We start from the raw sequence: 23,981 nt of genomic DNA, 5'->3' as shown, positions 1-23,981 counted from the left end.
CGCGCCGACGAGGACCGGCGCGCCGCCCAGCGCGCCGCCGACGACGCCCGCCGCACGGCACGCGCCCTGCGCGCCGAGCGCTCCGAGATCGCCGGCGCCCCTGATGACGTACCGGACACCGACACGGACGCCCCCAAGGCGTCACTGCCCGCGCTCCGCGAGGCCTACCGCGCCGCCTCACAGGTTTACGAGAAGGTCGGCGTGGGCGCCGACCTGCGGGCCGAACAGGCGCGCGCGGAGAGCGACGAGAGCGCGGCGCGCGCGGAACTGGACCGCCTCAGCAACAAGGTCCGCACCCGCGCCGAGCAGCTGCTTCAGTCGCCCGACGGCTCTGACGGGCCGTCCCGGCAGGCGGCCGTCGCCCGCGCCGAGGAGCTGGTGCAGCTCCTGGAGACGCGTATGTCGAGCGCCAGCGAACAGCTCGGCCGGCTGCGCGGCGAGGCCGAACGGCACGCACCCGAGGACGGCGAGGCGCACACCGAGCTGTCCGAGGAGCTCCAGCCGCGCGACGCCGACCACGCACAGGCCCTGCTGCGCACCGCCACCGCCGAACTCGCCTCCCGCACCGAGGCACTGGCCCAGGCCCGGGAGGCCCACGCCGAGCTGCTGGACGCCCACCGCGCCGCCGAGGACGCGGCCGGCGGCTTCGACGAGATCGCCGCGATGCTCCGCGATCTGCTGCGCGAGCACACCGCGGAGGAGGACCACGAGGAGCCCGAGCCGTACCCCGGCACGCTGGAGGAGGCCCGGCACTCCGCCGCCGAGGCCCGCCGCTCCCTGCGAGGCTGCGCCGCCGACCTCTCCGCCGCCGAGTCCGCCGTGCGCGACGCGAGCGACGTGCTCGTACGGCACGCCAACTCCACCCGCTACGAACAGGTACGCACCCCCGCACGCCAGCAGATCCGGGAACTGCCCGCCGCCGCGCTGCCCGAGCACGCGCAGAAGTGGGCCGACGCCTTCGCACCCCGCCTGCGCGTCCTCACCGACGAACTGGACCAGCTGGAGCGCAACCGCGACTCCATCGTGGACCGGCTGCGCGGCCTGGTGGAGTCCGCGCTGGCCACGCTCCGGTCCGCGCAGCGGCTGTCCCGGCTGCCCGAGGGTCTCGGCGAGTGGTCGGGGCAGGAGTTCCTGCGCATCCGGTTCGAGGAGCCGGACCAGGCCGTCCTCACCGAGCGGCTCGGCGAGGTCATCGACGAGGCCACCCGCGCGGCGGTGAAGAAGAACTCCGACCTGCGCCGGGACGGTATGTCCCTGCTGCTGCGCGGAGTCGCCGCCGCGCTCCAGCCGAAGGGCGTCGCCGTCGAGATCCTCAAGCCGGACGCCGTACTGCGCGCCGAGCGGGTGCCCGTCGGGCAGATGGGCGACGTCTTCTCCGGCGGCCAGCTCCTCACCGCGGCGATCGCGCTGTACTGCACGATGGCCGCCCTGCGCTCCAACGACCGGGGCCGGGACAAGCACCGGCACGCGGGCACCCTGTTCCTGGACAACCCCATCGGCCGCGCCAACGCCACCTATCTGCTGGAACTGCAGCGGGCCGTCTCGGACGCCCTGGGTGTGCAGCTGCTGTACACCACGGGCCTGTTCGACACCACGGCGCTCGCCGAGTTCCCGCTGGTCATCCGGCTGCGCAATGACGCGGACCTCAGGGCGGGCTTGAAGTACATCAGCGTCGAGGAGCATCTCCGCCCGGGCCTGCCCCAGCAGGCCCAGGGGGACGAGGTGCACAGCGAGATCACGGCGACCCGGATGTTCAAGCGGCCCCAGCCCTGACCGTACTCCGTCGGGAGTGAGCATCGCTCCCGACGGAACGCGGGGTGCTCCCGCCGGGGATGCGGGGTGCTCGCGTCAGGGATGGGAGAGCTGCCCGGCGCCACCCCGCCTGCGTATCCGCTCGTGGGCGCGCTGGGCCGCACGCTCCTGGCGGCGGACCCGGTGCCGTTCGCGGCGCAGTGCGCGCGCCGTGCTGGCCGGGGTGGAGATCACGCCGTTGCGCTGCTTCCACACCTGGCGGGTCACCCACACGTCCAGCACCGCCCAGGTGGCCACCACGGTGCTCGCCACACCGCTCAGCACCATGGGGAACGCCAGCCACGATCCGGCCAGGGTGCACAGGAAGGCCACCATCGCCTGAATCAGGGTCACCGCGATGATCAGGACCGCGCGCACCGCCGCGGTGCGCACCGGATCGGGCATCCGGTGCCGCTTGGCGGGCTCCTCGACCCACAGCGGGCGGTACGCGATCCGCTCCGGAGCCTCCTCGAACTCCTCTTCCTCACCGGCCTCGTCGATCACGGAAGCCGCCTTCTCCCCGGCGCCCCTGAACGCCTCGCTCCGGACCGCCGGAATGTCGCGATCCGACGCCCGAGGACTCTCACGCACCGTCGAGCGTGCCGCCGCTCCACCGTCGTCGGGCGCTTCGCGCCGCTCCGCCGTGCCCATCACCGTGTCACTCCCCACCGCCAGCAGACCGCTCGCTCCCGTGTCCGAAGACCCGCTTCCCTGTGGCTGCCCGGCTTGCACTGATTTACGCCGCCCGGTTGCGAGACGCGGCTCCTGTGGCCGATTCCGCCCCCGTTTCCTGATGAGTAGGACGAACGACACGTCTCGAAGATTCCCAACGAAGGAAAAATTCCGGCCAATTGGCGCGACCGTTGAACAGAGCCTGTTCGACCGGTCGGCACGGGAAATCCGGGAGGCAATCTCCCCCAATGACCCGACAACTCCCCATCTCTCGCCCCCGGTGCGGAAGTTCAGGTTCCGGTCAGCCCTTCGAGTTACCAGTCCGTCGGTAGTAGGCTCGCGCCGTTTGTTGACGCACATATGTACCCCCGTCCGACGGGGGCCGAGCTGGGGGAGGCCATGCGCTTTCGCGGGAAGTCCATCCGCCGGAAGATCGTGGCGTTGCTTCTCGTGCCGCTGGTGTCCCTGACCGCGATCTGGGGTTTCGCCACGGTACTGACGGGGCGCGAGGCACAGCAGTTGTTCAATGTGTCGTCCGTCGTGGAGCAGATCGGCTACCCCATCGAGGACACGGTCCGCGTCCTCCAGCAGGAACGCCGCCAGACCCTCGTCCACCTCGCCGACCCCCGTGCCTCCGACGGCCAGTCCGCCCTCGGCCGCAGCCGCACCGCCACCGACAAGGCCATCGCCGAGATCCGCGCGAACGCCGAGGACCCCGATGTGCGCGACGCCATGGGCCAGGGCACGGCCGAGCGTCTCACCACTGTCCTGGACGCGTTCGACGGCCTCGGCCCGCTGCGCCGCAGCGTCGACGACGGCACCGTCAACCGCGCCACCGCCCTCGACCTCTACAACGGTCTGGTCGACCCCTGCTACAACCTGCTCGCCAATCTCCACGTCGTCGACAACGTGGAGATGGACAAGCAGTACCGCGCCCTGGTCAACCTCGCCCGCGCCCGTGAACTCCTCTCCCGCGAGGACGCCCTCCTCGGCTCCGCGCTCGTCGTCGGCGAACTCACCCGTGTGGAGGTCCGCGAGATCTCTGATTACGCGGCCCAGCGCGACCTCCTCTACGACGTCAACCTCCCCCTGCTTCCCTCCTGGGAACGCGACCGCTTCAACCGCTTCTGGACGAACGCCGGCAGCGCCCCGCTGCGCGTCGCCGAGCAGGCCGCCGTCTCCGACGGGGCGGGCACACCCAACGGTGTCACGGCGAAGAGCTGGGACACCGCGGCCGGCAATGTGCTGGCCGAAGTGGCCGAACTCAACGACGAGGCGGGCGACCGCTATCAGGAACGCGTCCGGCCCGTCGCGATGGGCGTCATCGCCAAGGCGGTCATCGCCGGTGTGCTCGGCCTGCTCGCCCTGCTGGTCTCCCTGTTCCTGTCCGTGCGCATTGGCCGCGGCCTCATCCGCGATCTGCGCCAGCTGCGCCTGGACGCCCACGAGGCCTCCGGCGTCCGGCTGCCCAGCGTGATGCGCCGCCTGTCGGCGGGCGAACACGTCGACGTCGAGACCGAAGTGCCGCGCCTGGAGTACGACAAGAACGAGATCGGTGAGGTGGGCCAGGCCCTCAACACCCTCCAGCGCGCCGCCGTCGAAGCCGCCGTCAAACAGGCCGAACTGCGCGCCGGTGTCTCCGAGGTCTTCGTCAACCTGGCCCGCCGCAGCCAGGTGCTGCTCCACAAGCAGCTCACCCTCCTCGACACCATGGAACGCCGGACCGAGGACACCGACGAGCTCGCCGACCTCTTCCGCCTCGACCACCTCACCACCCGTATGCGCCGGCACGCCGAGGGCCTGGTGATCCTCTCCGGCGCCGCCCCGTCCCGGCAGTGGCGCAAGCCCGTCCAGCTCATGGACGTGGTGCGCGCCGCCGTGGCCGAAGTGGAGGACTACGAGCGCATCGAGGTCCGCAGGCTGCCCCGCGTCGCCGTCACCGGCCCGGCCGTCGCGGACCTCACCCATCTGGTGGCCGAACTGCTGGAGAACGCCACCGTGTTCTCCCCGCCGCACACCGCGGTGCAGGTCCTCGGCGAGCGCGTCGCCAACGGCTTCACCCTGGAGATCCACGACCGCGGACTCGGTATGGCCGCCGACGCCCTGCTGGACGCCAACCTGCGGCTCGCCGAGACCCCCGAGTTCGAGCTCTCCGACACCGACCGGCTCGGTCTCTTCGTGGTCAGCCGGCTCGCCCAGCGCCAGAACGTGCGCGTCTCCCTCCAGCCATCCCCCTACGGCGGCACCACCGCCGTGGTGTTCATCCCCGACGCCCTGCTGTCCGACGAGGTCCCGGACACCAACGGCATCGGCTTCCGGCTGGACCGGCCCGGCCCGTCCAAGGAGGCGGAGCTGGAGGAGGCCCGCCGACTGGAGGAGAGCCGCCGCACCGCCCTGGCGCAGGTGCCCGTGCCGCTCCCCGGTCTGCCCACCCAGCTCCTGGACGGTCCGGTCGAGCTGGAAGCGCCGGTCGACCTGGACGCCCTGGACGACTTCCCGGAGGCGCTGGACGAGGAGGACGGCGAGCAGGGCGGTCTGTTCCGCCCCCGCCGAACCCGCCTCGCCCGCGCGGAGGACGCCGCCGGCAGGCCGCGCACCGGCGCCCCCGACCGGCTCGCACCGGACGACCAGCTCGGCGCGCCCGTCCCCCTGGTCCGGCGCGGCGCCCCCAAGCTGGTCAGCTCCCACGGGCGCCCGGTCACCGACCAGCGTTCCCGGCGTGACGAGCCCAGAAGTGGGTCCACGGCGGACACGAACCACCACGACCCCGAGGGGCCCGCACCGCTGCCGACCAGGCGCCGGGGCGCCTCGCCACTGCGCCGCGGCCCGGGCGGCACCACCCCGCCGTCGCAGCGGGACGACATCGCGCCGAAGCCGGTCGAGATCAGGGAAACGACCCGCCGTGACGCGGACGGGGTGCCCCCGTCGCTGCCCCGCCGCATCCGCCGCGCCGAGATCGGGTCCCGCACCCCGAACTCCCCGGACCGCCGCGAAGCACCCGAGCCGACCGGTTCCGACGCCGGTCCGGACCCCGCACCACCGCAGCCCGGCGTGGCGCCTCTGCCCAGGCGCGTACGCCAGGCCAACCTGGCTCCCCAGCTCAAACAGGAGCCCGCTCGACCGACCGAGGGCACGACCGAGCCCGACGGGCGGGACGCCGATGAGGTCCGCAGCCGGATGTCCGCGCTCCAGCGCGGCTGGCAGCGAGGCCGCGAGGAGAACGCCGCGGGGGACGACGCCCCGGACGGCGCAGCACCACGAGGAACCACTAAGGGGGACGGTCCATGACCGCACCGAAGGCGACCGACGACACCGCGACCACCGGGTCCGGCGAGCTCAACTGGCTCCTGGACGACCTGGTGGACCGCGTCGCAAGCATCCGCAAGGCCGTCGTGCTCTCCGGCGACGGACTGCCAACAGGCGCGTCGAAAGACCTGACCCGGGAGGACAGCGAGCACCTGGCCGCCGTCGCCTCCGGCTTCCACAGCCTGGCCAAGGGCGTGGGCCGCCACTTCGAGGCCGGCAGTGTCCGGCAGACGGTGGTCGAGCTCGACGAGGCCTTCCTCTTCGTGACGGCCGCCGGCGACGGCAGCTGCCTGGCCGTGCTCTCGGACGCCGACTCCGACGTCGGCCAGGTCGCCTACGAGATGACGCTCCTCGTCAAGAGGGTCGGTGTGCATCTGGGCACGACTCCACGCACCGATCTGCCCGCGGGCGGGTAGTGGGATGACATGAGTGCAGAGGGTCAGGCAAGAAGCCACTGGTTCGACGACGAGGCCGGACCGGTCGTCCGTCCGTACGCCATGACGCGCGGCCGCACCACGAGTGCGGCCCAGCACCGCCTCGACCTCATCGCGGTGGTCGTCGCGGACGCGCGCGCGGACGACCCGGCAGAGGACTCGACGCTGTCCCCGGAACACGTGGACATCGTCGAACGCTGCCGTGACACCCCGCAGTCGGTCGCCGAGCTCGCCGCCGAACTCGACCTTCCCATCGGCGTGGTGCGCGTCCTCGTCGGGGACCTCGTGGCGGAGGAACTCGTCCATGTGAACCGGCCCGTCCCCCCGGCGGAGCTGGTCGACGAGAGTATTCTGCGCGACGTGATCAACGGCCTCCGGGCGCTGTGACCGGCGCGGAAGCGGGGTAGTGACGTGACAGGATGGCAGTTCTGGGTCGACCGAGGCGGCACCTTCACGGACATCGTCGCGCGACGCCCCGACGGCCGGCTGCTCACCCACAAACTCCTCTCGGAGAACCCGGCACGCTACTCCGACGCCGCCGTCGCAGGGGTCCGCCTGCTGACGAACGGCTCCGACGAGCCGATCGAAGCCGTACGGATGGGCACCACCGTCGCCACCAACGCCCTCCTGGAACGCAAGGGAGAGCGCACCCTCCTCGTCATCACCCGCGGTTTCCGCGACGCCCTGCGCATCGCCTACCAGAACCGGCCCCGCATCTTCGCCCGCCGCATCGAACTGCCCGAACTGCTCCACGAGCGGGTCATCGAGGTCGACGAGCGCATCGCCGCCGACGGCACCGTGCTGCGCGCCCCCGACCTGGACGCCCTCGCCGGGCCGCTGCGCCAGGTGTACGACGACGGGATCCGGGCCGTCGCGGTGGTGTGCCTGCACAGCCACCTCCACCCCGCCCACGAACAGGCCGTGGGACGACTCGCCGAGGACATCGGCTTCCCCCAGATCTCGCTGTCCAGCGAGGTCAGCCCGCTGATGAAGCTCGTCCCGCGCGGGGACACCGCCGTCGTCGACGCCTACCTCTCCCCGGTCCTGCGCCGCTACGTCCAGCACGTCGCCGACGAACTCCACGACGTCCGGCTGATGTTCATGCAGTCCAACGGAGGCCTCGCCGAGGCCCGGCAGTTCCGCGGCAAGGACGCCATCCTCTCCGGGCCGGCCGGCGGCATCGTCGGCATGGCCCGCATGTCGCAGCTGGCCGGGTTCGACCGCGTCATCGGCTTCGACATGGGCGGCACCTCCACCGACGTGTCGCACTTCGCCGGAGAGTACGAGCGCGTCTTCACCACCCAGATCGCCGGTGTCCGGCTGCGCGCCCCCATGCTGGACATCCACACCGTCGCCGCGGGCGGCGGCTCCGTGCTCCACTTCGACGGCTCCCGCTACCGCGTGGGACCCGACTCGGCGGGCGCCGACCCCGGCCCCGCCTGCTACCGCGGAGGCGGCCCGCTCGCCGTGACCGACGCCAACGTCATGCTCGGCCGCATCCAACCGGCCCACTTCCCGCACGTGTTCGGCCCCGACGGCGACCAGCCGCTCGACGCGGACCTCGTCCGCGAACGGTTCGCTGCCCTCGCGCGGGAGATCCGCGAGCAGACCGGCGACGACCGCACCCCGGAGCAGGTCGCCGAGGGCTACCTCCAGATCGCCGTCGCCAACATCGCCAACGCCGTCAAGCGGATCTCCGTGCAGAAGGGTCACGACGTCACCCGCTACGCCCTGACCACCTTCGGTGGCGCGGGCGGTCAGCACGCCTGCATGGTCGCCGACTCGCTCGGTATCCGCACCGTCCTCGTCCCGCCCATGGCCGGTGTCCTGTCCGCGCTCGGGATCGGCCTCGCCGACACCACCGCCATGCGCGAACAGTCCGTCGAGGCCCCCCTGGAGGCCGCCGCCATGCCGGCCGTCCTCAAGACCGCCGACGATTTGGAGTCCGCCGCCCGCTCCGAACTCCTCGCCGAGGACATCCCCGGGGAGCGCATCAAGGTCGTCCGCCGCGCACAGCTCCGCTACGACGGCACCGACACCACCCTCACCGTCGAACTCACCGAGCCCGACACCATGCGCCGTGTCTTCGAAGAACGTCATCGCGCCACGTACTCCTTCGTCCTCGACCGCCCGATCGTCGTCGAAGCCCTCTCCGTAGAAGCCACCGGCATCACCGAACCCCCCGATCTCTCCGCCCTGGGCACCCGCCGAGATGCCCCCTCCGCCCCCGACACCGTCCGCCTCCACACGGGCGGCGCCTGGCGCGACGTACCCCTCCACCGCCGCGAGGCACTTCCCCCCGGCGTGACCGTCACCGGACCCGCGATCATCACCGAGGCCGGTTCGACGACCGTCGTCGACGACGGCTGGAAGGCCGCGACGACCGACGACGGGCATCTGGTCATGGAACGGGCGGCGATTACAGAGAGTTCCGATCTCGACACAAAAGCGGATCCCGTTCTGCTGGAGGTCTTCAACAACCTCTTCATGTCGATCGCCGAACAGATGGGCGCCCGCCTGGAGTCCACGGCCCAGTCCGTCAACATCAAGGAACGCCTGGACTTCTCCTGCGCCCTCTTCGACCCAGACGGAAACCTGGTGGCCAACGCCCCGCACATCCCCGTCCACCTGGGTTCGATGGGCACCAGCGTCAAGGAGGTCATCGAGCGCCGGGGCGATGCGATGAGGCCGGGCGACACCTACGCCGTCAACGACCCGTACCACGGCGGCACCCACCTGCCCGACGTCACGGTGATCACCCCCGTCTTCGACACGGAGGGTGACCGGATCCTCTTCTACGTCGCCTCCCGCGGCCACCACGCCGAGATCGGCGGCATCGCGCCCGGCTCCATGCCGGCCGACAGCCGCACCATCGAGGAGGAGGGCGTCCTCTTCGACAACTGGCTCCTCGCCGAGGGCGGCCGCTTCCGCGAGGAGGAGACCCGCCGACTCCTCACCGAGGCGCCCCACCCCTCCCGCAACCCCACGACCAACCTCGCCGACCTGCGCGCCCAGATCGCCGCCAACCGGAAGGGCGTCGACGAAGTCGGCCGCATGATCGAGGACTTCGGCCTCGACATCGTCCAGGCCTACATGCGGCACGTCCAGGACAACGCCGAGGAGGCGGTCCGCCGCGTCATCGACGCCCTCGACGACGGCGAGTACGCCTACGAGACCGACTCCGGCGCCGTCATCCGCGTCCGGGTGCGCGTCGACCGCGAAAGCCGTACCGCCACCATCGACTTCACCGGCACGTCACCGCAGCTCACCACCAACTTCAACGCCCCCTTCGCCGTGGTGAACGCGGCCGTCCTGTATGTCTTCCGCACCCTCGTCGACGACGACATCCCCCTCAACGACGGCTGCCTGCGGCCCCTGAGGATCATCGTGCCGCCCGGTTCCATGCTCGCCCCCGAACCCCCGGCCGCCGTCGTCGCGGGAAACGTGGAGACCTCCCAGGCGATCACCGGTGCCCTCTACGCCGCGCTCGGTGTCCAGGCCGAGGGCTCCGGCACGATGAACAACGTCACCTTCGGCAACGAACGCCACCAGTACTACGAGACCGTCGCCTCCGGCTCGGGCGCGGGCGACGGCTTCCCCGGCGCACCCGTCGTCCAGACCCATATGACCAACTCCCGGCTCACCGACCCCGAGGTCCTGGAGTGGCGCCTGCCGGTGCAGCTCGACGAGTTCGCCGTCCGGCGCGGCAGCGGCGGGGCCGGACGCTGGCGCGGCGGGGACGGCGCGGTGCGCCGCATCCGCTTCCACGAGCCCATGACCGTCTCCACGCTCTCCCAGCACCGCAGGGTCCCGCCGTACGGCATGGCGGGCGGTGGACCCGGTGCGCTCGGCGTCAACCGTGTGGAGCACGCGGACGGCACGGTCACCGCACTTGGCGGAAGTGGCACGGCCGAGGTCGGCCCCGGCGACGTACTCGTCATCGAAACCCCCGGCGGCGGAGGGTACGGCCCACCGTCGCCCGACCCCCATCAAGCAGGAGAAGAGATCGATGATCTTCGGGCGTTCTGAGCGCGGCAAGCCGCCGGTCGAGCCCGTCACGCTCAAGATCCTCGTGGCCGGAGGCTTCGGGGTGGGCAAGACCACCCTGGTCGGCTCGGTCAGCGAGATCAGGCCACTGCGCACCGAGGAGTACCTCACCGAGGCGGGCCGTCCCATCGACGACACCAGCGGTGTGGAGGGCAAGACCACCACCACCGTGGCGATGGACTTCGGCCGCATCACCCTGCGCGAGGACCTCGTGCTGTACCTCTTCGGCACCCCCGGCCAGGAGCGGTTCTGGTTCATGTGGGACGAGCTGTCCGAGGGCGCCCTGGGAGCTGTCGTCCTCGCCGACACCCGGCGCCTTCAGGACTGCTTCGCCGCGATCGACTACTTCGAGCGGCGTTCCATACCCTTCCTCGTCGGCGTGAACTGCTTCGAGGACGCCGCGCGTTACCCGGTCGAGGACATCAGAGGCGCCCTCGACCTCGACGACGACGTCCCGCTCGTCCTGTGCGACGCCCGGGACCGCGAGTCCGTCAAGGAGGTCCTCATCGGCGTGGTCCAGCACGCCATGGCCCAGACGGCGGACCGCCGCCCGAAGGTCACCACCTGAGCCACGCGCGCGCACGGCCCGTACCCCCGCCGACCGGGGTACGGGCCGCGGCTTGTGGAGTACCGCACCCGCGCGTGGTTACTCCTCCTCGTCCTCCAGCCAGCCGAAGCTCTTCTCCACGGCCTTGCGCCAGTTGCGGTACTCACGGTCGCGCACCGCGGACTCCATCGAAGGCGTCCACTCGACGTCCTTCTGCCAGTGCGCCTTCAGCTCGTCGAGGCCGTTCCACACCCCGGTCGCGAGCCCGGCCGCGTAGGCGGCGCCCAGGCAGGTCGTCTCGGACACCTTGGGCCGGATCACCGGCACGTCGAGGACATCCGCCTGGTGCTGCATGAGCAGGTTGTTCTTCGTCATGCCGCCGTCCACCTTCAAGGTGGTGATCTGCACCCCGGAGTCCTGGTACATGGCGTCCACGACCTCGCGGGTCTGCCAGCTCGTCGCCTCCAGCACGGCCCGCGCCAGATGCGCCTTGGTGACATAGCGGGTCAGCCCGGTGACCACCCCGCGCGCGTCGGAGCGCCAGTACGGCGCGAACAGACCGGAGAACGCGGGCACGATGTACGCGCCGCCATTGTCCTCGACGCTCGCCGCGAGGGACTCGATCTCGTCGGCCGTACGGATGATGCCGAGCTGGTCGCGGAACCACTGGACGAGCGCGCCCGTTATCGCGATCGACCCCTCCAGGCAGTACACGGGTGCCTCGCTGCCGATCTTGTAGCCCATGGTCGTCAGCAGACCGCTCTTCGACGGCACCGGGCGACTGCCGGTGTTGAGCAGCAGGAAGCTGCCCGTGCCGTAGGTGTTCTTCGCGGTGCCCACGTCGTAGCAGGCCTGCCCGAACACCGCCGCCTGCTGGTCGCCGAGCGCCGAGGCAACCGGCACCCCGGCGAGCTGGCCGACCGCCGTGCCGTACACCTCGGCGGAGGAGCGGATCTCCGGCAGCACGGCCTCGGGGACGTTCATGGCGGAGAGGATCGAGGAGTCCCATTGCAGGGTCTCCAGGTTCATCAGCATGGTGCGCCCGGCGTTGGTGACGTCCGTGACGTGCCGGCCGCCTTCGGTGCCGCCGGTGAGGTTCCAGATCAGCCAGGAGTCGATGGTGCCGAACGCGATCTCGCCGCGCTCCGCACGGGCCCGCAGCCCGGGCACGTTGTCCAGCAGCCAGGCCGCCTTGGGGCCCGAGAAGTAGCTGGCCAGCGGCAGTCCGGTCTGCTCGCGGAAGCGGTCCTGTCCGTCCGAGCCGCCGAGCTGGTTGCACAGCGCCGAGGTGCGGGTGTCCTGCCAGACGATCGCGTTGTGCACGGGCTTGCCCGTCGCGCGGTCCCACAGGACCGTCGTCTCACGCTGGTTGGTGATGCCGAGCGCGCTGAGCTGGTCCGCGCGCAGCCCGGCCTTGGCGAGCGCCCCGGCGACCACCGCCTGGACCTTGGACCAGATCTCGGTGGCGTCGTGCTCCACCCACCCCGGCTTGGGGAAGATCTGGCGGTGTTCGCGCTGGTCGACGGCGACGATCGCGCCGTTCTCGTCGAAGATGATGCAGCGGCTGGAGGTGGTGCCCTGGTCGATCGCAGCGACGAACTTGTTCGTCATGACGTCCCCTTCGTGGGTTCCTTCAGAATGCTGCGTTGAAGATGAGCCCGGACAGCGCCCCGCCGATCAGCGGCCCGACCACCGGAATCCAGGCGTAACCCCAGTCCGAGGTGCCCTTGTTGGGGATCGGCAGGACGGCGTGCACCATGCGCGGCCCCAGGTCACGGGCCGGGTTGATGGCGTATCCGGTGGGACCGCCCAGCGACAGACCGATGCCGACGACCAGGAACGCCACGATCAGGATCGCCGTACCGGACTCGCCGAGCCCCTTGGTCAGACCGAACGCCAGGATGGGCAGCACCAGGCCTATGGTCGCGATGATCTCGGTGATCAGGTTCGCCACGGGATGGCGGATCGTCGGCGAGGTGGAGAAGATCCCGAGCGTCGGCTGGGCCTTGTCCTCCTCGGCGTTGGCCTGGAACTGCGCGAAGTAGACCAGCCAGCACAGCACCGCGCCGAGCATCGCGCCGACCATCTGCCCGGCGACATAGACGGGGACCTTGTCCCAGTCCCCGGTGTCGATGGCGATCCCCAAGGTCACCGCCGGGTTGAGGTGACCGCCGGACAGCGGCGCGGCCGTGTACGCCCCGGCCATCACGCCGAAGCCCCAGCCGAACGCGATGACGACCCAGCCCGCGTCCTTGGCCTTGGAGTAGTTCAGTACGACGGCGGCGACGACTCCGGCGCCGAAGAGGATCAGGATCGCGGTGCCTATGACTTCACCGACGAAGATGTCTCCGTTGCTCATGGCGGCTCCTAGGCGCTGGCCCGGAGTGATCGACCCCGGTCCTCGTGCAGGGTGCGTTTCCCACAGCGACTTCAACCGAAGGCAGGGAGGATCCCGCGCCCCGCCCGGCGTCCGTGACGAGCGTGCCGTCGTCGCATCGCCCCTCGTGGAACGGCCATGGCTGAAACAGGCCGGTCCCGCGCGGCACTGTGCCTGGTACGCCGTGAATGTACGGCGATGTCGACTGACACCGGAAGTGTTCACCGGTGTCCCAAGGGCGTCAAGGTCGTGGACAACAACGGTTCGAGGGCGCGTTCTGTACGCCGAGGCGGCCCTTGTTGGGGGCGGGTTTCGGCCGCCGTCGGCGTCAGCGCACGGCCAGCACGGCCGAGCCGTGCCCGAACAGCCCCTGGTTCGTCGCGATGCCCACGCGCGCGCCCGGTATCTGCCGGTCGCCCGCCGACCCCCGCAACTGCCAGGTCAGCTCGCAGACCTGGGCGATCGCCTGGGCCGGGACGGCCTCACCGAAGGAGGCGAGCCCGCCACTGGCGTTCACGGGTATGCGCCCGCCCGGTGCCGTCGCGCCCTCCCGGAGCAGCTTCGCCGCCTCGCCCTCGGCGCACAGCCCCAGATCCTCGTACCACTGCAACTCCAGCGCCGTGGACAGGTCGTACACCTCCGCCAGGGACAGATCCTCCGGACCGACGCCCGCCTCCTCGTATGCCGCGCGGGCGATCGACGCGCGGAACGACTCCGCGGCGGGCGCCACCGCGACCGCCGAGTCCGTCGCGATGTCCGGCAGGTCGAGCACCGTGTTGGGGTAGCGCGGGGTCACGGTGGACACCGCGCGGATCCGCACCGCCTCCGCCCGGCCGTGCCGCCTGGCGAAATCCGTGCTGGACAGCACCAACGCCGCCCCGCCGTCGGAGGTCGCGCAGATGTCCAGCAGCCGCAGCGGATCGGCCACCGTGGGGGAGCCGGCTACCTCCTCGGCGGTGACCCGCTTGCGGTAGCGGGCGTACGGATTCAGCGCGCCCATCGCCGAGTTCTTCACCTTGACCTGCGCGAAGTCGACAGCGGTGTCCCCGTGAAGAGCCATGCGCCGCCGCGCGTAGAGACCGAAGTACGTGGGATTGGTCGCCCCGAGCACGCGGAACCGCAGCCAGTCCGGATCGTCGGGACGCGACCCTCCGGCAGGCCGGAAGAAGCCCTTGGGGGCCGCGTCGGCCCCCACCACGAGCACGGTGTCCGCGAGCCCGGAGAGGATCTGCGCCCGCGCGGCACCGATGGCCTGGGCCCCGGACGCGCAGGCCGCGTACACGCTGGTGACCCGCGCCCCCTGCCAGCCGAGCGCCTTGGCGAACGTGGCCCCGGCGACGTACCCCGGATATCCGCCCCGCACGGTGTCCGCCCCGACGATCGAGCCCACCTGCCGCCAGTCCAGCCCCGCGTCGGCGAGCGCGGCGCGCGCGGCCACCGCCCCGTACTCCACGAAGCCGCGCCCCCACTTGCCCCACGGGTGCAGGCCCACACCGAGGACCGCCACATCGTCCGTCACACCGCTCGCCCCCTCACCGGCCGCCACTGCCAGGTCGTCCGGACGGTCTCCGCGTCCTCGTGGAGTACCCCCGGTACGACCTCCACCTCCATACCCACGGCCAGATCACCGACCGTGACTCCCGGAACCGCCTGTCCCAGCACCACCAGGCGCTCTGCCTCCAGTTCCACAGCGACCAACGCGTACGGCCGCCACGGAAGTTCCGGATCCGTCACATAGGGTGACGGAGGCCGGTACTGGCTGTCCGTGTACGACCAGACGCGGCCCCTGGGGGAGAGCGGCACCTCCTCCAGTTCGCCGCCCGGGCACCCCGGGTTGCGGCAGTGCGTGTCCTCACGGGGGAAGAACACCGACGCACAGGCGGAGCAGCGCGTCCCGAGCAGCCGGAAGCCGTCCCCCTCCCCGGTGAACCATCCCTCGACCACAGGCATATGTGTGCGCGACAAAGGCCCTCCCCGGACGGGATCTGACGGAACGTCAGAAGTGTTGCACGGGCACATGGGAAAGGGCACCGCCCCTTCCGGACCGGCCGATGGAACGTTCCTGGACCGCCCGCGGAAGACGTCGTTCGCTTGATCGGCTACAGTCCGCCGCGTGTCCGAAACTCAAACCTCCAACCCCAACTCCGCGCCCGACTCCCACTGTTCGAGCTGCGGAGCGCCCTTTGGAGAGGGCGTGACCGGCTGGCCCCGCACCTGCCCGGCCTGCGACGCGGTCGCCTACCGCAATCCGCTGCCCGTCGCCATCGCGCTCCAGCCGGTGTACGACACCCAGGGGACAGCCCTGGTCGTCATCACCCGAGCCATCGGCCCCGCGCGGGGGAGCCTGGCACTGCCCGGCGGCTACATCGACGACCGCGAGGACTGGCGCCAGGCCGTCGTCCGCGAACTCAAGGAAGAGACCGGCATCGACGCCGCCGCCCGCGACGTACGCCTGGTGGACGCCATGAGCGCCCCCGACGGGCATCTGCTGCTCTTCGGGGTCCTGCCCACGCGTCCCGCCGACAGCCTCCCGCCCTCCGTGGCGACGGACGAGACCGAGGGCTGGCAACTGCTGCGCCGCCCCCAGGAACTCGCCTTCCCCCTGCACACCGTGGCCGCGCGGGCCTGGTTCGAAGGCCGCTACTGAGACCGGGCCCGGTCGAGCCCGCGCACCCGCACCGGGTAGTCGGGCTCACCGGAGCCGCCCTCGCTCTCCCGCTCCACGACCACCTGCCGGCCCTGCCAGCGGGCGACGTACCGTTCGATCTCCGGTTCGTCCCAGCCGTCGCCCGCGTCCGGCACGACCAGCCCGCCCCCGGTGCGTCCCCGCACGGGCGCCCACACCTCCAACTCCACACCGCCGTCCTCCCCGCGCACCGGAAGCACGGCCCCCGCGCGGGCGAGCACCGGAATCCGCGACAGCGGCGCGTCCACCAGCACCTGGCCCGGACCCTCGTACACCCGCTCCGTCACCACGTCGTACCAGCGCCCGCGCGGCAACTGCACGGCACGCCGGTCCGCGCCCGGATCGAGCACCGGCGCCACCAGCAGACTGTCGCCCAGCAGAAAGGCGTCCTCACAGTCCCGCAGAGCCCGGTCCTCGGGCGTCCACCACCACACCGGCCGCACATAGGGCGCCCCGGTACGACGGGCCAGATGCGCCAGCGTCAGGAAGTACGGCAACAGCCGACGGCGCTCCAGCAGCGCCACGCGTGCGTACTCCAGCACGTCCGGACCGAACTCCCAGGGCTCCCTGCGCCCCGCGCGCAGGCCGGCGTGCGTACGGAACAGCGGCAGATACGCGCCCAACTGGAACCAGCGCAGGTACAACTCGGGCGACGGGCTCCCGTCGTAGCCCCCGATGTCCGGACCCGAGTACGGGACCCCGCACAGACCCAGCCCCAGCACCAGGGACAGCGAGGCCCGCAGCCCTGGCCACCCCGTCGCCACATCGCCCGACCACGTGCCGCCATAACGCTGGAGCCCCGCCCACCCGGAACGGGAGAACACGAACGGCCGCTCCTTGGGCGACAGTTCGCGCAACGCCTCGTACGCCGCCCTGGCCATGCACAGCGCGTACACGTTGTGCGCCTCACGATGATCGCCGCCGCGCCCCTCCAGGGAGTGCCGGGCGGAACGCGGCAATGTCGACTCCCCGAACGCGGTGAACGACGTGGGCTCGTTCATGTCGTGCCAGAAACCCGCGAACCCCTGCGTCAGCCGCTCCTCGTACAGGGCACCCCACCACTCACGCACGCGCGCGTGCGTGAAATCCGGGAACACCGCCTCCCCGGGCCACACGACCCCCTTCACCTGGCGGCCGCCGGCGTCCCGCACGAAAGCGTCCACGGCCTCCCCGCCGTCGTACACCGCGGCACCGGGTTCGGGCTTGACCGCGGGATCGACGATCGACACCAGCCGTATGCCGTCCCGCCGAAGATCGTCGGCGAGCTGCGGCAGCTTGGGGAAACGCTCCTGGTCGACGGTGAACACGCGGTGGTCGTCGAAGTGGTCGATGTCCAGATGAACCGCATCCAGCGGCAGCCCGCGCCGCAGGTAGCCCGAAACGATTCGCCGCACTTCCTGCTCGCTGCCGAAGCCCCACCTCGCGTGATGGTGCCCGAGCGCCCATGCGGGCGGCACGGCGGCACCCCCCGTCAGTGAGGCCCAGGCGAGCAGCACGCGCGCGGGATTCCCGACCATCACCCAGCAGCGCAGCGGACCGCCTTCCATGCGCAGCTCGGACATCCCCATGCGGTCGTGACCGGAACCGGCCCCCTCCTCGCCCTCCCGCAATGTCACCGTGCCGTCCCAGGACGTGTCGTGGAACACCAGATGCGTCGCCGCGTCGGCCACCACCATCTGCACCGGCATGGTGAGGTACAGCGGATCGTCCTGAGCGCCGAAGGCACGGCCCGGGTCGGTGTTCCACAGACGGTACGTACCGTTCCGCAGCCGGGGCCCCGACGCCCGGCCGCCCAGCCCGAAGAAGCGCGCGTCGGCAGCCACCTCCGAGCGCTGCATCCAACGCGCCCGACCACCGCCCACCGGCTCCCACCAGCGCGGCGGCAGTTCGCGCCGCAGAGTCACCCCGCCGGGGGTGAGCACCTCGACCGCACCGTGCCGCGAGACCACGACCGTCACCCGCTCGGCCACCACCCGCCAGCCGCCGTCCGTGTCCGGCTCCAGCACCGCCCGCGGATCGGGCTCCGGGCACCCGCCCGCCAGCGCGTACGACGGCTCCGCCTCGGCCCCGTCCCAGCCCCAGAACACGGCACCGTTCGCCGCCACCGTGATCCGCAGCACCGACCGGCTGAACCGGAGAACCCCGCCGCCGGGTCCGGGCTCCGCGGACTGCACGACACCGGGCACGCGCGCCCGTTCCGGCCCCCTGGGCGGCAGCCCGACGGCGTCCGCACGCCATCTGCGCCAAGCCGCCCGCACGGTACGCAACCCCTGAGCCGTCCCCAACGAACCGACCATCCTCATCGAACGCACCAGGTCACGACCGTTCATGCCGCTCAGCCTGCCACTCACCGCGTGCCACCTGCGTGTCGTTCCATTTCTGTTCACTCGTGGCGGGCCACCACATCCTCGCGACACGGACTATGTGCGGGGCACCCTGGTGCAGGAGTCGATCACATGGCATCGTCCGTGTCAGCCGCGTCACGCGCACACCCAGCTCGTGCGCGGATGACGCCCACAACGCGCACAGTCCGGGAGCCGCTACATGTCGACCCTGAACCCCGAGCCGCTCTGGCAGCCGGATCCGGAACGTATCGCCCGAGCACAGGTCACCAAGTTCCAGACCTGGGCCGCCGAGCGCCACGGAGCGCCGGCCGAGGGCGGTTACGCGGCACTGCAACGCTGGTCCGTCGACGAGCTGGACACCTTCTGGAAGGCCGTCACCGAGTGGTTCGACGTCCGGTTCGCCACGCCCTACACGCGCGTGCTGGCCAACCATGAGATGCCCGGCGCCCAATGGTTCCCCGGCGCCACCCTGAACTACGCCGAGCACGCCCTGCGCGCCGCCGACACCCGCGCCGACGAGGCCGCGCTCCTTTACGTGGACGAAACCCACGACGCGACCCCCGTGAGCTGGGGCGAACTGCGCCGCCAGGTCGGCTCCCTCGCCGCCGAACTCCGCACCCTCGGAGTGCGCCCCGGCGACCGCGTCAGCGGCTACCTGCCCAACATCCCGCAGGCCGTCGTCGCCCTCCTCGCCACAGCCGCCGTGGGCGGCGTATGGACCTCCTGCGCCCCCGACTTCGGCGCCCGCAGCGTCCTGGACCGCTTCCAGCAGGTCGAACCGGTCGTCCTGTTCACGGTCGACGGCTACCGCTACGGCGGCAAGGAACACGACCGCCGCGACACCGTCGCCGAACTCCGCAGCGAACTGCCCACCCTGCGCGCCGTCGTCCACATCCCCCTCCTCGGCACCCCGGCCGTGGACGGGGCGCTGGAGTGGTCCGCGCTCACCAGCGCCGACACCGAGCCGGTCTTCGAGCAGGTGCCCTTCGACCACCCCCTGTGGGTGCTCTACTCCTCCGGCACCACCGGACTGCCCAAGGCGATCGTCCAGTCCCAGGGCGGCATCCTCGTCGAACACCTCAAACAGCTCGGCCTGCACTGCGACCTCGGCCCCGAGGACACCTTCTTCTGGTACACCTCGACCGGCTGGATGATGTGGAACTTCCTCGTCTCCGGCCTGCTCACCGGCACCACGATCGTCCTCTACGACGGAAGCCCCGGCTACCCCGACATCGCCGCCCAGTGGCGCGTCGCCGAACGCACCGGCGCCACCCTCTACGGCACCTCCGCCGCCTACGTCATGGCCTGCCGCAAGGCGGACGTCCACCCCGGCCGCGACTTCGACCTCTCCAAGGTGCAGTGCGTCGCCACCACCGGATCCCCACTCCCGCCCGACGGGTTCCGCTGGCTGCACGACGAGGTCAGCGACAACCTCTGGATCGCCTCCGTCAGCGGCGGCACCGACGTCTGCTCCTGCTTCGCCGGAGCCGTACCGACCCTGCCGGTCCACATCGGCGAACTCCAGGCCGCCTGCCTCGGCACCGACCTGCAGTCCTGGGACCCCAGCGGCAAGCCCCTCATCGACGAGGTCGGCGAACTCGTGGTCACCAACCCGATGCCCTCCATGCCGATCTATTTCTGGAACGACCCCGACGGCACCCGCTACCACGACAGCTACTTCGACACCTACCCCGGAGTCTGGCGCCACGGCGACTGGATCACCGTCACCTCACGCGGTTCGGTGATCATCCACGGCCGCTCCGACTCGACGCTCAACCGCCAGGGCGTACGCATGGGCTCCGCCGACATCTACGAGGCCGTCGAACGGCTCCCCGAGATCAAGGAGTCCCTCGTCGTCGGCATCGAACAGCCCGACGGCGGCTACTGGATGCCCCTCTTCGTCCAGCTCGCGCCCGGCGCGGTCCTCGACGACGCCCTGCTCGACCGCATCAAGCGGACCATCCGCGAACAACTCTCCCCGCGCCACGTCCCCGACGAGGTCATCGAAGTGCCGGGCGTCCCGCACACCCTGACCGGAAAGCGCATCGAGGTCCCCGTCAAGCGCCTCCTCCAGGGAACCCCCCTCGACAAGGCCGTCAACCCGGGCTCCATCGACAACCTCGACCTGCTCCACTTCTACGAGGACCTCGCCCGCAAGCGCGCCTGACACCCGGGCCACCACACCCTCCGCCACCGGCCTCGGACGACAAAGTCCGAGGCCGGACGCATTGTCAGTGCCTCCGGTTACTGTGAGTGAGCATTGATCGACCGTGCACACAGGGGGAAACATGACGCACACCGACCAGCGGACCATGCGACGCGTCCTGCACCGCGAAATCGCCGGCACCATCGGCCTGCTCACCGACGAGCACGACTTCCGCGCCATGCGGCGCTACCGGAGCTTCACCTTCGACGACCACACCACCTACCTTCGACAGGTCGAGAGCCTCCTCAAAACCCGAGCCTCCGAAGGCAGCCACACCACCGTGGCCCTCTTCGACCCACAGGAGTACGCCGAATTCTGCGCGGACACCGGCCTCGACCCGGACGTCCCGTCCAGCCGCACCCGCTACACCGCCGAACTCGCCACCACCGGCCCCAGCCTCCCTTACGAGGGACAACCCCTGACCGACCTCGTCCCGGACCTCATCGACGAGGCGGTACGCCAGGCCACATGGGAGTACGCCTCCACCCTCCTGGCCCGCCTCGGCGCCTGCGCCACCTGCGGCGAGGACATCGGCCGCGCGGCCTTCACCCGGGCCTCCGCCCTGCTCGTACGCATTCTCGACACCGCACGCCCCGGCCACCGGCACCTCGTCTGCAGCGTCTCCAGCACACCCGAAACCCTGGTCGCCGTCCTCCAGGCCGATGAGGACACCTACGGCACCACACAGCTCGACGAAGCCGAAGCCCTCGAATTCACCACCGTCCTCGCCCTCGGCATCGCCACCCGGAGCACGGGCGGACTCGTCATGCGCACCAGCGCACCCGGCAATGCCGACACCGTCTACGGCTGGCGCCTGCGCGGAGACGGCCTCGAACCCCTCACCGCCGGAGAGGTCTTCGACGCCTACTGCACGGATATCGAGTCAGGCGAGCTCATCGCCCCGGAGTCCAACGTCGACTACACCGTCCCGCCCGACCTCGGAGAACCAGGAGAGGGAACGGCACACACCCACTGAACGCGCAAGGGGCGCCCCACCCGCAGGTGGAGCGCCCCTCACGACCACGGGACCGCGGCCCCGGACCGGCTACTCGCCGGACAGCACCGCCTGCGCGGCACTGCGCGCCTCGTCGGCGCTGTCGGCAGCCCGCGCGGCGGCCGCGGCCCGCTCGCACTGGGCCAGCGTGTACTTGGCCAAGGTCGCCCGTACATAAGGAATGGACGCCGCACCCATGGAAAGGGAGGTGACCCCCAGACCCGTCAGCACACACGCGAGCAGCGGATCGGACGCGGCCTCACCGCAGACACCACAGCTCTTGCCCTCGGCCTTCGCCGCCTCGGCGGACAGTGCCACCAGGTCCAGCAGCGCCGGCTGCCACGGATCCTGCAGCCGGGACACCGCACCCACCTGACGGTCGGCGGCGAAGGTGTACTGGGCGAGGTCATTGGTGCCCAGTGACAGGAACTCGACCTCCTGAAGGATCGAGCGCGCCCGCAAAGCCGCCGACGGGATCTCCACCATCGCGCCGAACTTGGCCTGCAACCCCGCCTCACGGCACGCGTCCGCGAACGCCTTGGCATCCGTACGGTCGGCCACCATGGGGGCCATGACCTCCAGGTACACCGGCAGACCCTCGGCAGCCTTGGCGAGCGCGGTCAGCTGCGTACGCAGGATCTCCGGGTGGTCCAGCAGCGTCCGCAGGCCGCGCACGCCCAGAGCCGGGTTCGGCTCGTCGGCCGGGGTCAGGAAGTCCAGCGGCTTGTCGGCACCGGCGTCCAGCACCCGCACCACGACACGCCCCTCGGGGAACGCCTCCAGCACCTGGCGGTAGGCCTCGACCTGCTTCTCCTCCGACGGCGCGTTCTTGCTGTCGTCAAGGAAAAGGAACTCGGTACGGAACAGACCGACACCCTCGGCACCGGCCTCGACCGCGGCGGGCACATCCGCGGGCCCACCGACATTGGCCAGCAGCGGCACCTTGTGACCGTCGGCCGTGGCACCGGGACCGGTCGAGGCGGCCAGCGCGGCCTTGCGCTCGGCTGCCGCTGCCCGCAGCTGCTCCTTCTTCTCCTCGCTCGGCTCCACGAAGATCTCGCCGCTGCTGCCGTCGACCGCGATCAGCGTGCCCTCGGCCAGCTCACCGGCCCCGGGCAGCGCCACCACGGCCGGTACTCCGAGGGCCCGCGCCAGGATGGCGCTGTGACTCGTCGGACCGCCCTCCTCGGTGACAAAACCGAGCACCAGGGTCGGGTCCAGCAACGCCGTGTCGGCCGGCGCGAGATCCCGGGCGACCAGCACGTACGGCTCGTCGCTGTCCGGGACACCCGGCATCGGAACCCCGAGCAGACGAGCGACGATACGATTCCGCACGTCATCCAGGTCGGCCACCCGGCCGGCCAGGTACTCACCGGCGTTCGCCAGCAACTCGCGGTACGCGGCGAAGGCGTCGTACACCGCGCGCTCGGCGGTGCTCCCCACGGCGATACGCCGCTCCACGTCCGACAACAGCTCGGGATCCTGGGCCATCATGGCCTGCGCCTCAAGCACCGCCTGGGCCTCGCCCCCCGCCAGATTGCCGCGCGCCATCAGATCGGCTGCCACAGCCTCCACGGCCTTGCGGGCGCGCCCCTGCTCACGCTCCGCCTCCTCCGCCGGGATCTGCTTGGCCGGCGGCTCAAGGACCGCCGTTCCCATGTGCCGAACCTCGCCGATCGCCACACCGTGGCTCACGCCGACGCCTCGCAGCGTTGTCTCCATCTCACCCGTCTCCGTTAATGCGGCGGGTCCCGCCGCCGCGGTGGTTCTCCTTACGTGCCGTCACGGGGCGGCCAGCGATGACGTCACTTCCAGAGGAAGAGACTATCGCCGGCCTTCACATCGCCCTCGTCACGGAGATCGGCGAGGGCCTCGGCGGTGGCTTCGAGGGCCACGACCGGGCACACCGGGGACTTGCCGGCGGCCTCGACCGCGGCCGGGTTCCAGCGGACCACGGCCTGGCCGCGGGTCACGGTGTCGCCCTTGTTCACGAGCAGTTCGAATCCCTCACCGTTGAGCTGCACGGTGTCGATGCCCAGGTGGGTCAGTACGCCGTGGCCGTGCTCGTCCACCACTACAAAGGCGTGCGGGTGGAGGGAGATGATGACTCCGTCCACGGGGGAGACGGCCTCGGAGGGCTCACGGACGGGGTCGATCGCGGTACCCGGGCCGACCATGGCCCCGGAGAAGACCGGATCGGGCACTGCCGCCAATCCGATGGCGCGTCCGGCGAGCGGGGACGTCACGGTGGTCATGGGAAGCCTCCCAGGGGTGGAGATGCATATGGGCCGTCACTGCCTGTACCCGACGGCGCACTGTTCAGCAGCGTGTCATAGGAAGCATGGGTTCCGCATGACCAGCCGTCTGGTGGTCTAGACCACTATAGCCCCTATCGATTTGCGGCGCCTCCTCGGCCGCGTGTACAGTCGTAACCCTGCCTGGGGGTGAGCGACGCGAACCAAGCGTCATCACTCGGCAGCACCCAAACTTGTCAGATCCTCTCTCGGGGTCACCTTCTGCATGCCTGCAGGACGGTGGTCAGAGGGCCGGAAAAACCCTGATAGAGTGTGGAAACA

At 71.0% G+C, this 23,981-nt stretch carries 16 protein-coding genes and 1 pseudogene; 9 read left to right on the top strand and 8 right to left on the bottom strand.

The window, feature by feature from the left end; all coding sequences use genetic code 11:
- Window positions 1-1,773 (top strand): annotated as a pseudogene (locus tag GA0115233_RS34950) (hypothetical protein); the annotation flags it as partial.
- A 75-nt stretch (window positions 1,774-1,848) separates the two neighbouring features.
- Here GA0115233_RS34950 and GA0115233_RS34945 read toward each other — a convergent pair.
- The gene (locus GA0115233_RS34945; RefSeq protein ID WP_093724354.1) at window positions 1,849-2,442 is read right to left on the bottom strand and encodes a hypothetical protein; all 594 of its coding nucleotides are present in this window, start codon (window positions 2,440-2,442) and stop codon (window positions 1,849-1,851) included.
- Window positions 2,443-2,862: 420 nt separating this feature from the next.
- On the opposite strand from GA0115233_RS34945, the gene GA0115233_RS34940 reads away from it, so the two are divergent.
- From GA0115233_RS34940 to GA0115233_RS34920, 5 genes are read left to right on the top strand one after another with little or no spacing between them, the layout of a single operon-like run.
- Window positions 2,863-5,751 (top strand): nitrate- and nitrite sensing domain-containing protein, encoded by a 2,889-nt coding sequence (locus GA0115233_RS34940; protein WP_093724355.1) that lies wholly within the window; start codon window positions 2,863-2,865, stop codon window positions 5,749-5,751.
- Window positions 5,748-6,185: a roadblock/LC7 domain-containing protein gene (locus tag GA0115233_RS34935; RefSeq protein ID WP_093724353.1), complete on the top strand. Its 438-nt coding sequence runs from the start codon at window positions 5,748-5,750 to the stop codon at window positions 6,183-6,185. The genes GA0115233_RS34940 and GA0115233_RS34935 overlap by 4 nt, the downstream gene beginning before the upstream one ends.
- Window positions 6,186-6,194: 9 nt before the next feature.
- Window positions 6,195-6,590 carry a DUF742 domain-containing protein gene (locus GA0115233_RS34930; RefSeq protein WP_093724352.1) on the top strand — a complete coding sequence of 132 codons (396 nt, stop codon included), beginning with the start codon at window positions 6,195-6,197 and terminating at the stop codon, window positions 6,588-6,590.
- Between the two features lie 24 nt (window positions 6,591-6,614).
- Entirely contained in the window at window positions 6,615-10,232 is a 3,618-nt protein-coding gene (locus tag GA0115233_RS34925) for a hydantoinase B/oxoprolinase family protein (protein ID WP_093724351.1), read from the top strand.
- Window positions 10,213-10,818, top strand: a complete 606-nt coding sequence (locus GA0115233_RS34920) for a GTP-binding protein (protein ID WP_093724350.1) — start codon at window positions 10,213-10,215, stop codon at window positions 10,816-10,818. The genes GA0115233_RS34925 and GA0115233_RS34920 overlap by 20 nt, the downstream gene beginning before the upstream one ends.
- Before the next feature lie 78 nt (window positions 10,819-10,896).
- Here the strand turns inward: GA0115233_RS34920 and glpK are convergent, their stop codons facing one another.
- The 4 genes from glpK to GA0115233_RS34900 all read right to left on the bottom strand — a co-directional run bounded on the left by glpK (window position 10,897) and on the right by GA0115233_RS34900 (window position 15,118).
- Window positions 10,897-12,408, bottom strand: a complete 1,512-nt coding sequence (gene glpK, locus GA0115233_RS34915) for a glycerol kinase GlpK (RefSeq protein ID WP_093724349.1) — start codon at window positions 12,406-12,408, stop codon at window positions 10,897-10,899.
- A gap of 22 nt (window positions 12,409-12,430) precedes the next feature.
- On the bottom strand, window positions 12,431-13,156 hold the full coding sequence (locus tag GA0115233_RS34910; protein WP_093724348.1) for an MIP/aquaporin family protein: 726 nt from the start codon (window positions 13,154-13,156) through the stop codon (window positions 12,431-12,433).
- 346 nt (window positions 13,157-13,502) lie between these two features.
- The gene (locus GA0115233_RS34905; RefSeq protein ID WP_093724347.1) at window positions 13,503-14,693 is read right to left on the bottom strand and encodes a lipid-transfer protein; all 1,191 of its coding nucleotides are present in this window, start codon (window positions 14,691-14,693) and stop codon (window positions 13,503-13,505) included.
- The gene (locus GA0115233_RS34900) at window positions 14,690-15,118 is read right to left on the bottom strand and encodes a Zn-ribbon domain-containing OB-fold protein (protein ID WP_093724346.1); all 429 of its coding nucleotides are present in this window, start codon (window positions 15,116-15,118) and stop codon (window positions 14,690-14,692) included. The genes GA0115233_RS34905 and GA0115233_RS34900 overlap by 4 nt, the downstream gene beginning before the upstream one ends.
- A gap of 169 nt (window positions 15,119-15,287) precedes the next feature.
- Between GA0115233_RS34900 and GA0115233_RS34895 the strand changes: the two genes are divergently transcribed.
- Entirely contained in the window at window positions 15,288-15,821 is a 534-nt protein-coding gene (locus tag GA0115233_RS34895; protein WP_093724345.1) for an NUDIX domain-containing protein, read from the top strand.
- On the opposite strand, the gene GA0115233_RS34890 is transcribed toward GA0115233_RS34895, so the two are convergent.
- Window positions 15,815-18,190: a glycoside hydrolase family 31 protein gene (locus GA0115233_RS34890; protein ID WP_093724344.1), complete on the bottom strand. Its 2,376-nt coding sequence runs from the start codon at window positions 18,188-18,190 to the stop codon at window positions 15,815-15,817. The two genes, GA0115233_RS34895 and GA0115233_RS34890, sit on opposite strands and share 7 nt — an antisense overlap.
- A gap of 214 nt (window positions 18,191-18,404) precedes the next feature.
- On the opposite strand from GA0115233_RS34890, the gene GA0115233_RS34885 reads away from it, so the two are divergent.
- Window positions 18,405-20,372, top strand: coding sequence for an acetoacetate--CoA ligase (locus GA0115233_RS34885; RefSeq protein WP_093724343.1), 1,968 nt, complete (start codon window positions 18,405-18,407; stop codon window positions 20,370-20,372).
- A 121-nt stretch (window positions 20,373-20,493) separates the two neighbouring features.
- The gene (locus GA0115233_RS34880) at window positions 20,494-21,387 is read left to right on the top strand and encodes a hypothetical protein (RefSeq protein WP_093724342.1); all 894 of its coding nucleotides are present in this window, start codon (window positions 20,494-20,496) and stop codon (window positions 21,385-21,387) included.
- A 69-nt stretch (window positions 21,388-21,456) separates the two neighbouring features.
- On the opposite strand, the gene ptsP is transcribed toward GA0115233_RS34880, so the two are convergent.
- Both ptsP and GA0115233_RS34870 read right to left on the bottom strand, forming a co-directional pair.
- Window positions 21,457-23,127: a phosphoenolpyruvate--protein phosphotransferase gene (gene ptsP / locus GA0115233_RS34875; RefSeq protein WP_093724341.1), complete on the bottom strand. Its 1,671-nt coding sequence runs from the start codon at window positions 23,125-23,127 to the stop codon at window positions 21,457-21,459.
- Between the two features lie 83 nt (window positions 23,128-23,210).
- Window positions 23,211-23,660, bottom strand: a complete 450-nt coding sequence (locus tag GA0115233_RS34870; protein WP_093724340.1) for a PTS sugar transporter subunit IIA — start codon at window positions 23,658-23,660, stop codon at window positions 23,211-23,213.
- Window positions 23,661-23,981 lie beyond the last annotated feature (321 nt).

Source organism: Streptomyces sp. DI166 (assembly GCF_900091315.1).
GTDB classification, from domain to species: domain Bacteria; phylum Actinomycetota; class Actinomycetes; order Streptomycetales; family Streptomycetaceae; genus Streptomyces; species Streptomyces fuscus.
The sequence above is the reverse complement of the archived record's forward strand: the minus strand, read 5'-3'. Positions and strand labels throughout refer to the sequence as shown.

Coding starts and splice junctions, on each gene's coding strand:
- GA0115233_RS34935 (WP_093724353.1), top strand. CDS start 5,748: ATGACCGCACCGAAGGCGACCGACGACACCGCGACCACCGGGTCCGGC.
- GA0115233_RS34885 (WP_093724343.1), top strand. CDS start 18,405: ATGTCGACCCTGAACCCCGAGCCGCTCTGGCAGCCGGATCCGGAACGT.
- ptsP (WP_093724341.1), bottom strand. CDS start 23,127: ATGGAGACAACGCTGCGAGGCGTCGGCGTGAGCCACGGTGTGGCGATC.
- GA0115233_RS34945 (WP_093724354.1), bottom strand. CDS start 2,442: ATGGGCACGGCGGAGCGGCGCGAAGCGCCCGACGACGGTGGAGCGGCG.
- GA0115233_RS34930 (WP_093724352.1), top strand. CDS start 6,195: ATGAGTGCAGAGGGTCAGGCAAGAAGCCACTGGTTCGACGACGAGGCC.
- GA0115233_RS34870 (WP_093724340.1), bottom strand. CDS start 23,660: ATGACCACCGTGACGTCCCCGCTCGCCGGACGCGCCATCGGATTGGCG.
- GA0115233_RS34890 (WP_093724344.1), bottom strand. CDS start 18,190: ATGAACGGTCGTGACCTGGTGCGTTCGATGAGGATGGTCGGTTCGTTG.
- glpK (WP_093724349.1), bottom strand. CDS start 12,408: ATGACGAACAAGTTCGTCGCTGCGATCGACCAGGGCACCACCTCCAGC.
- GA0115233_RS34920 (WP_093724350.1), top strand. CDS start 10,213: ATGATCTTCGGGCGTTCTGAGCGCGGCAAGCCGCCGGTCGAGCCCGTC.
- GA0115233_RS34880 (WP_093724342.1), top strand. CDS start 20,494: ATGACGCACACCGACCAGCGGACCATGCGACGCGTCCTGCACCGCGAA.
- GA0115233_RS34940 (WP_093724355.1), top strand. CDS start 2,863: ATGCGCTTTCGCGGGAAGTCCATCCGCCGGAAGATCGTGGCGTTGCTT.
- GA0115233_RS34910 (WP_093724348.1), bottom strand. CDS start 13,156: ATGAGCAACGGAGACATCTTCGTCGGTGAAGTCATAGGCACCGCGATC.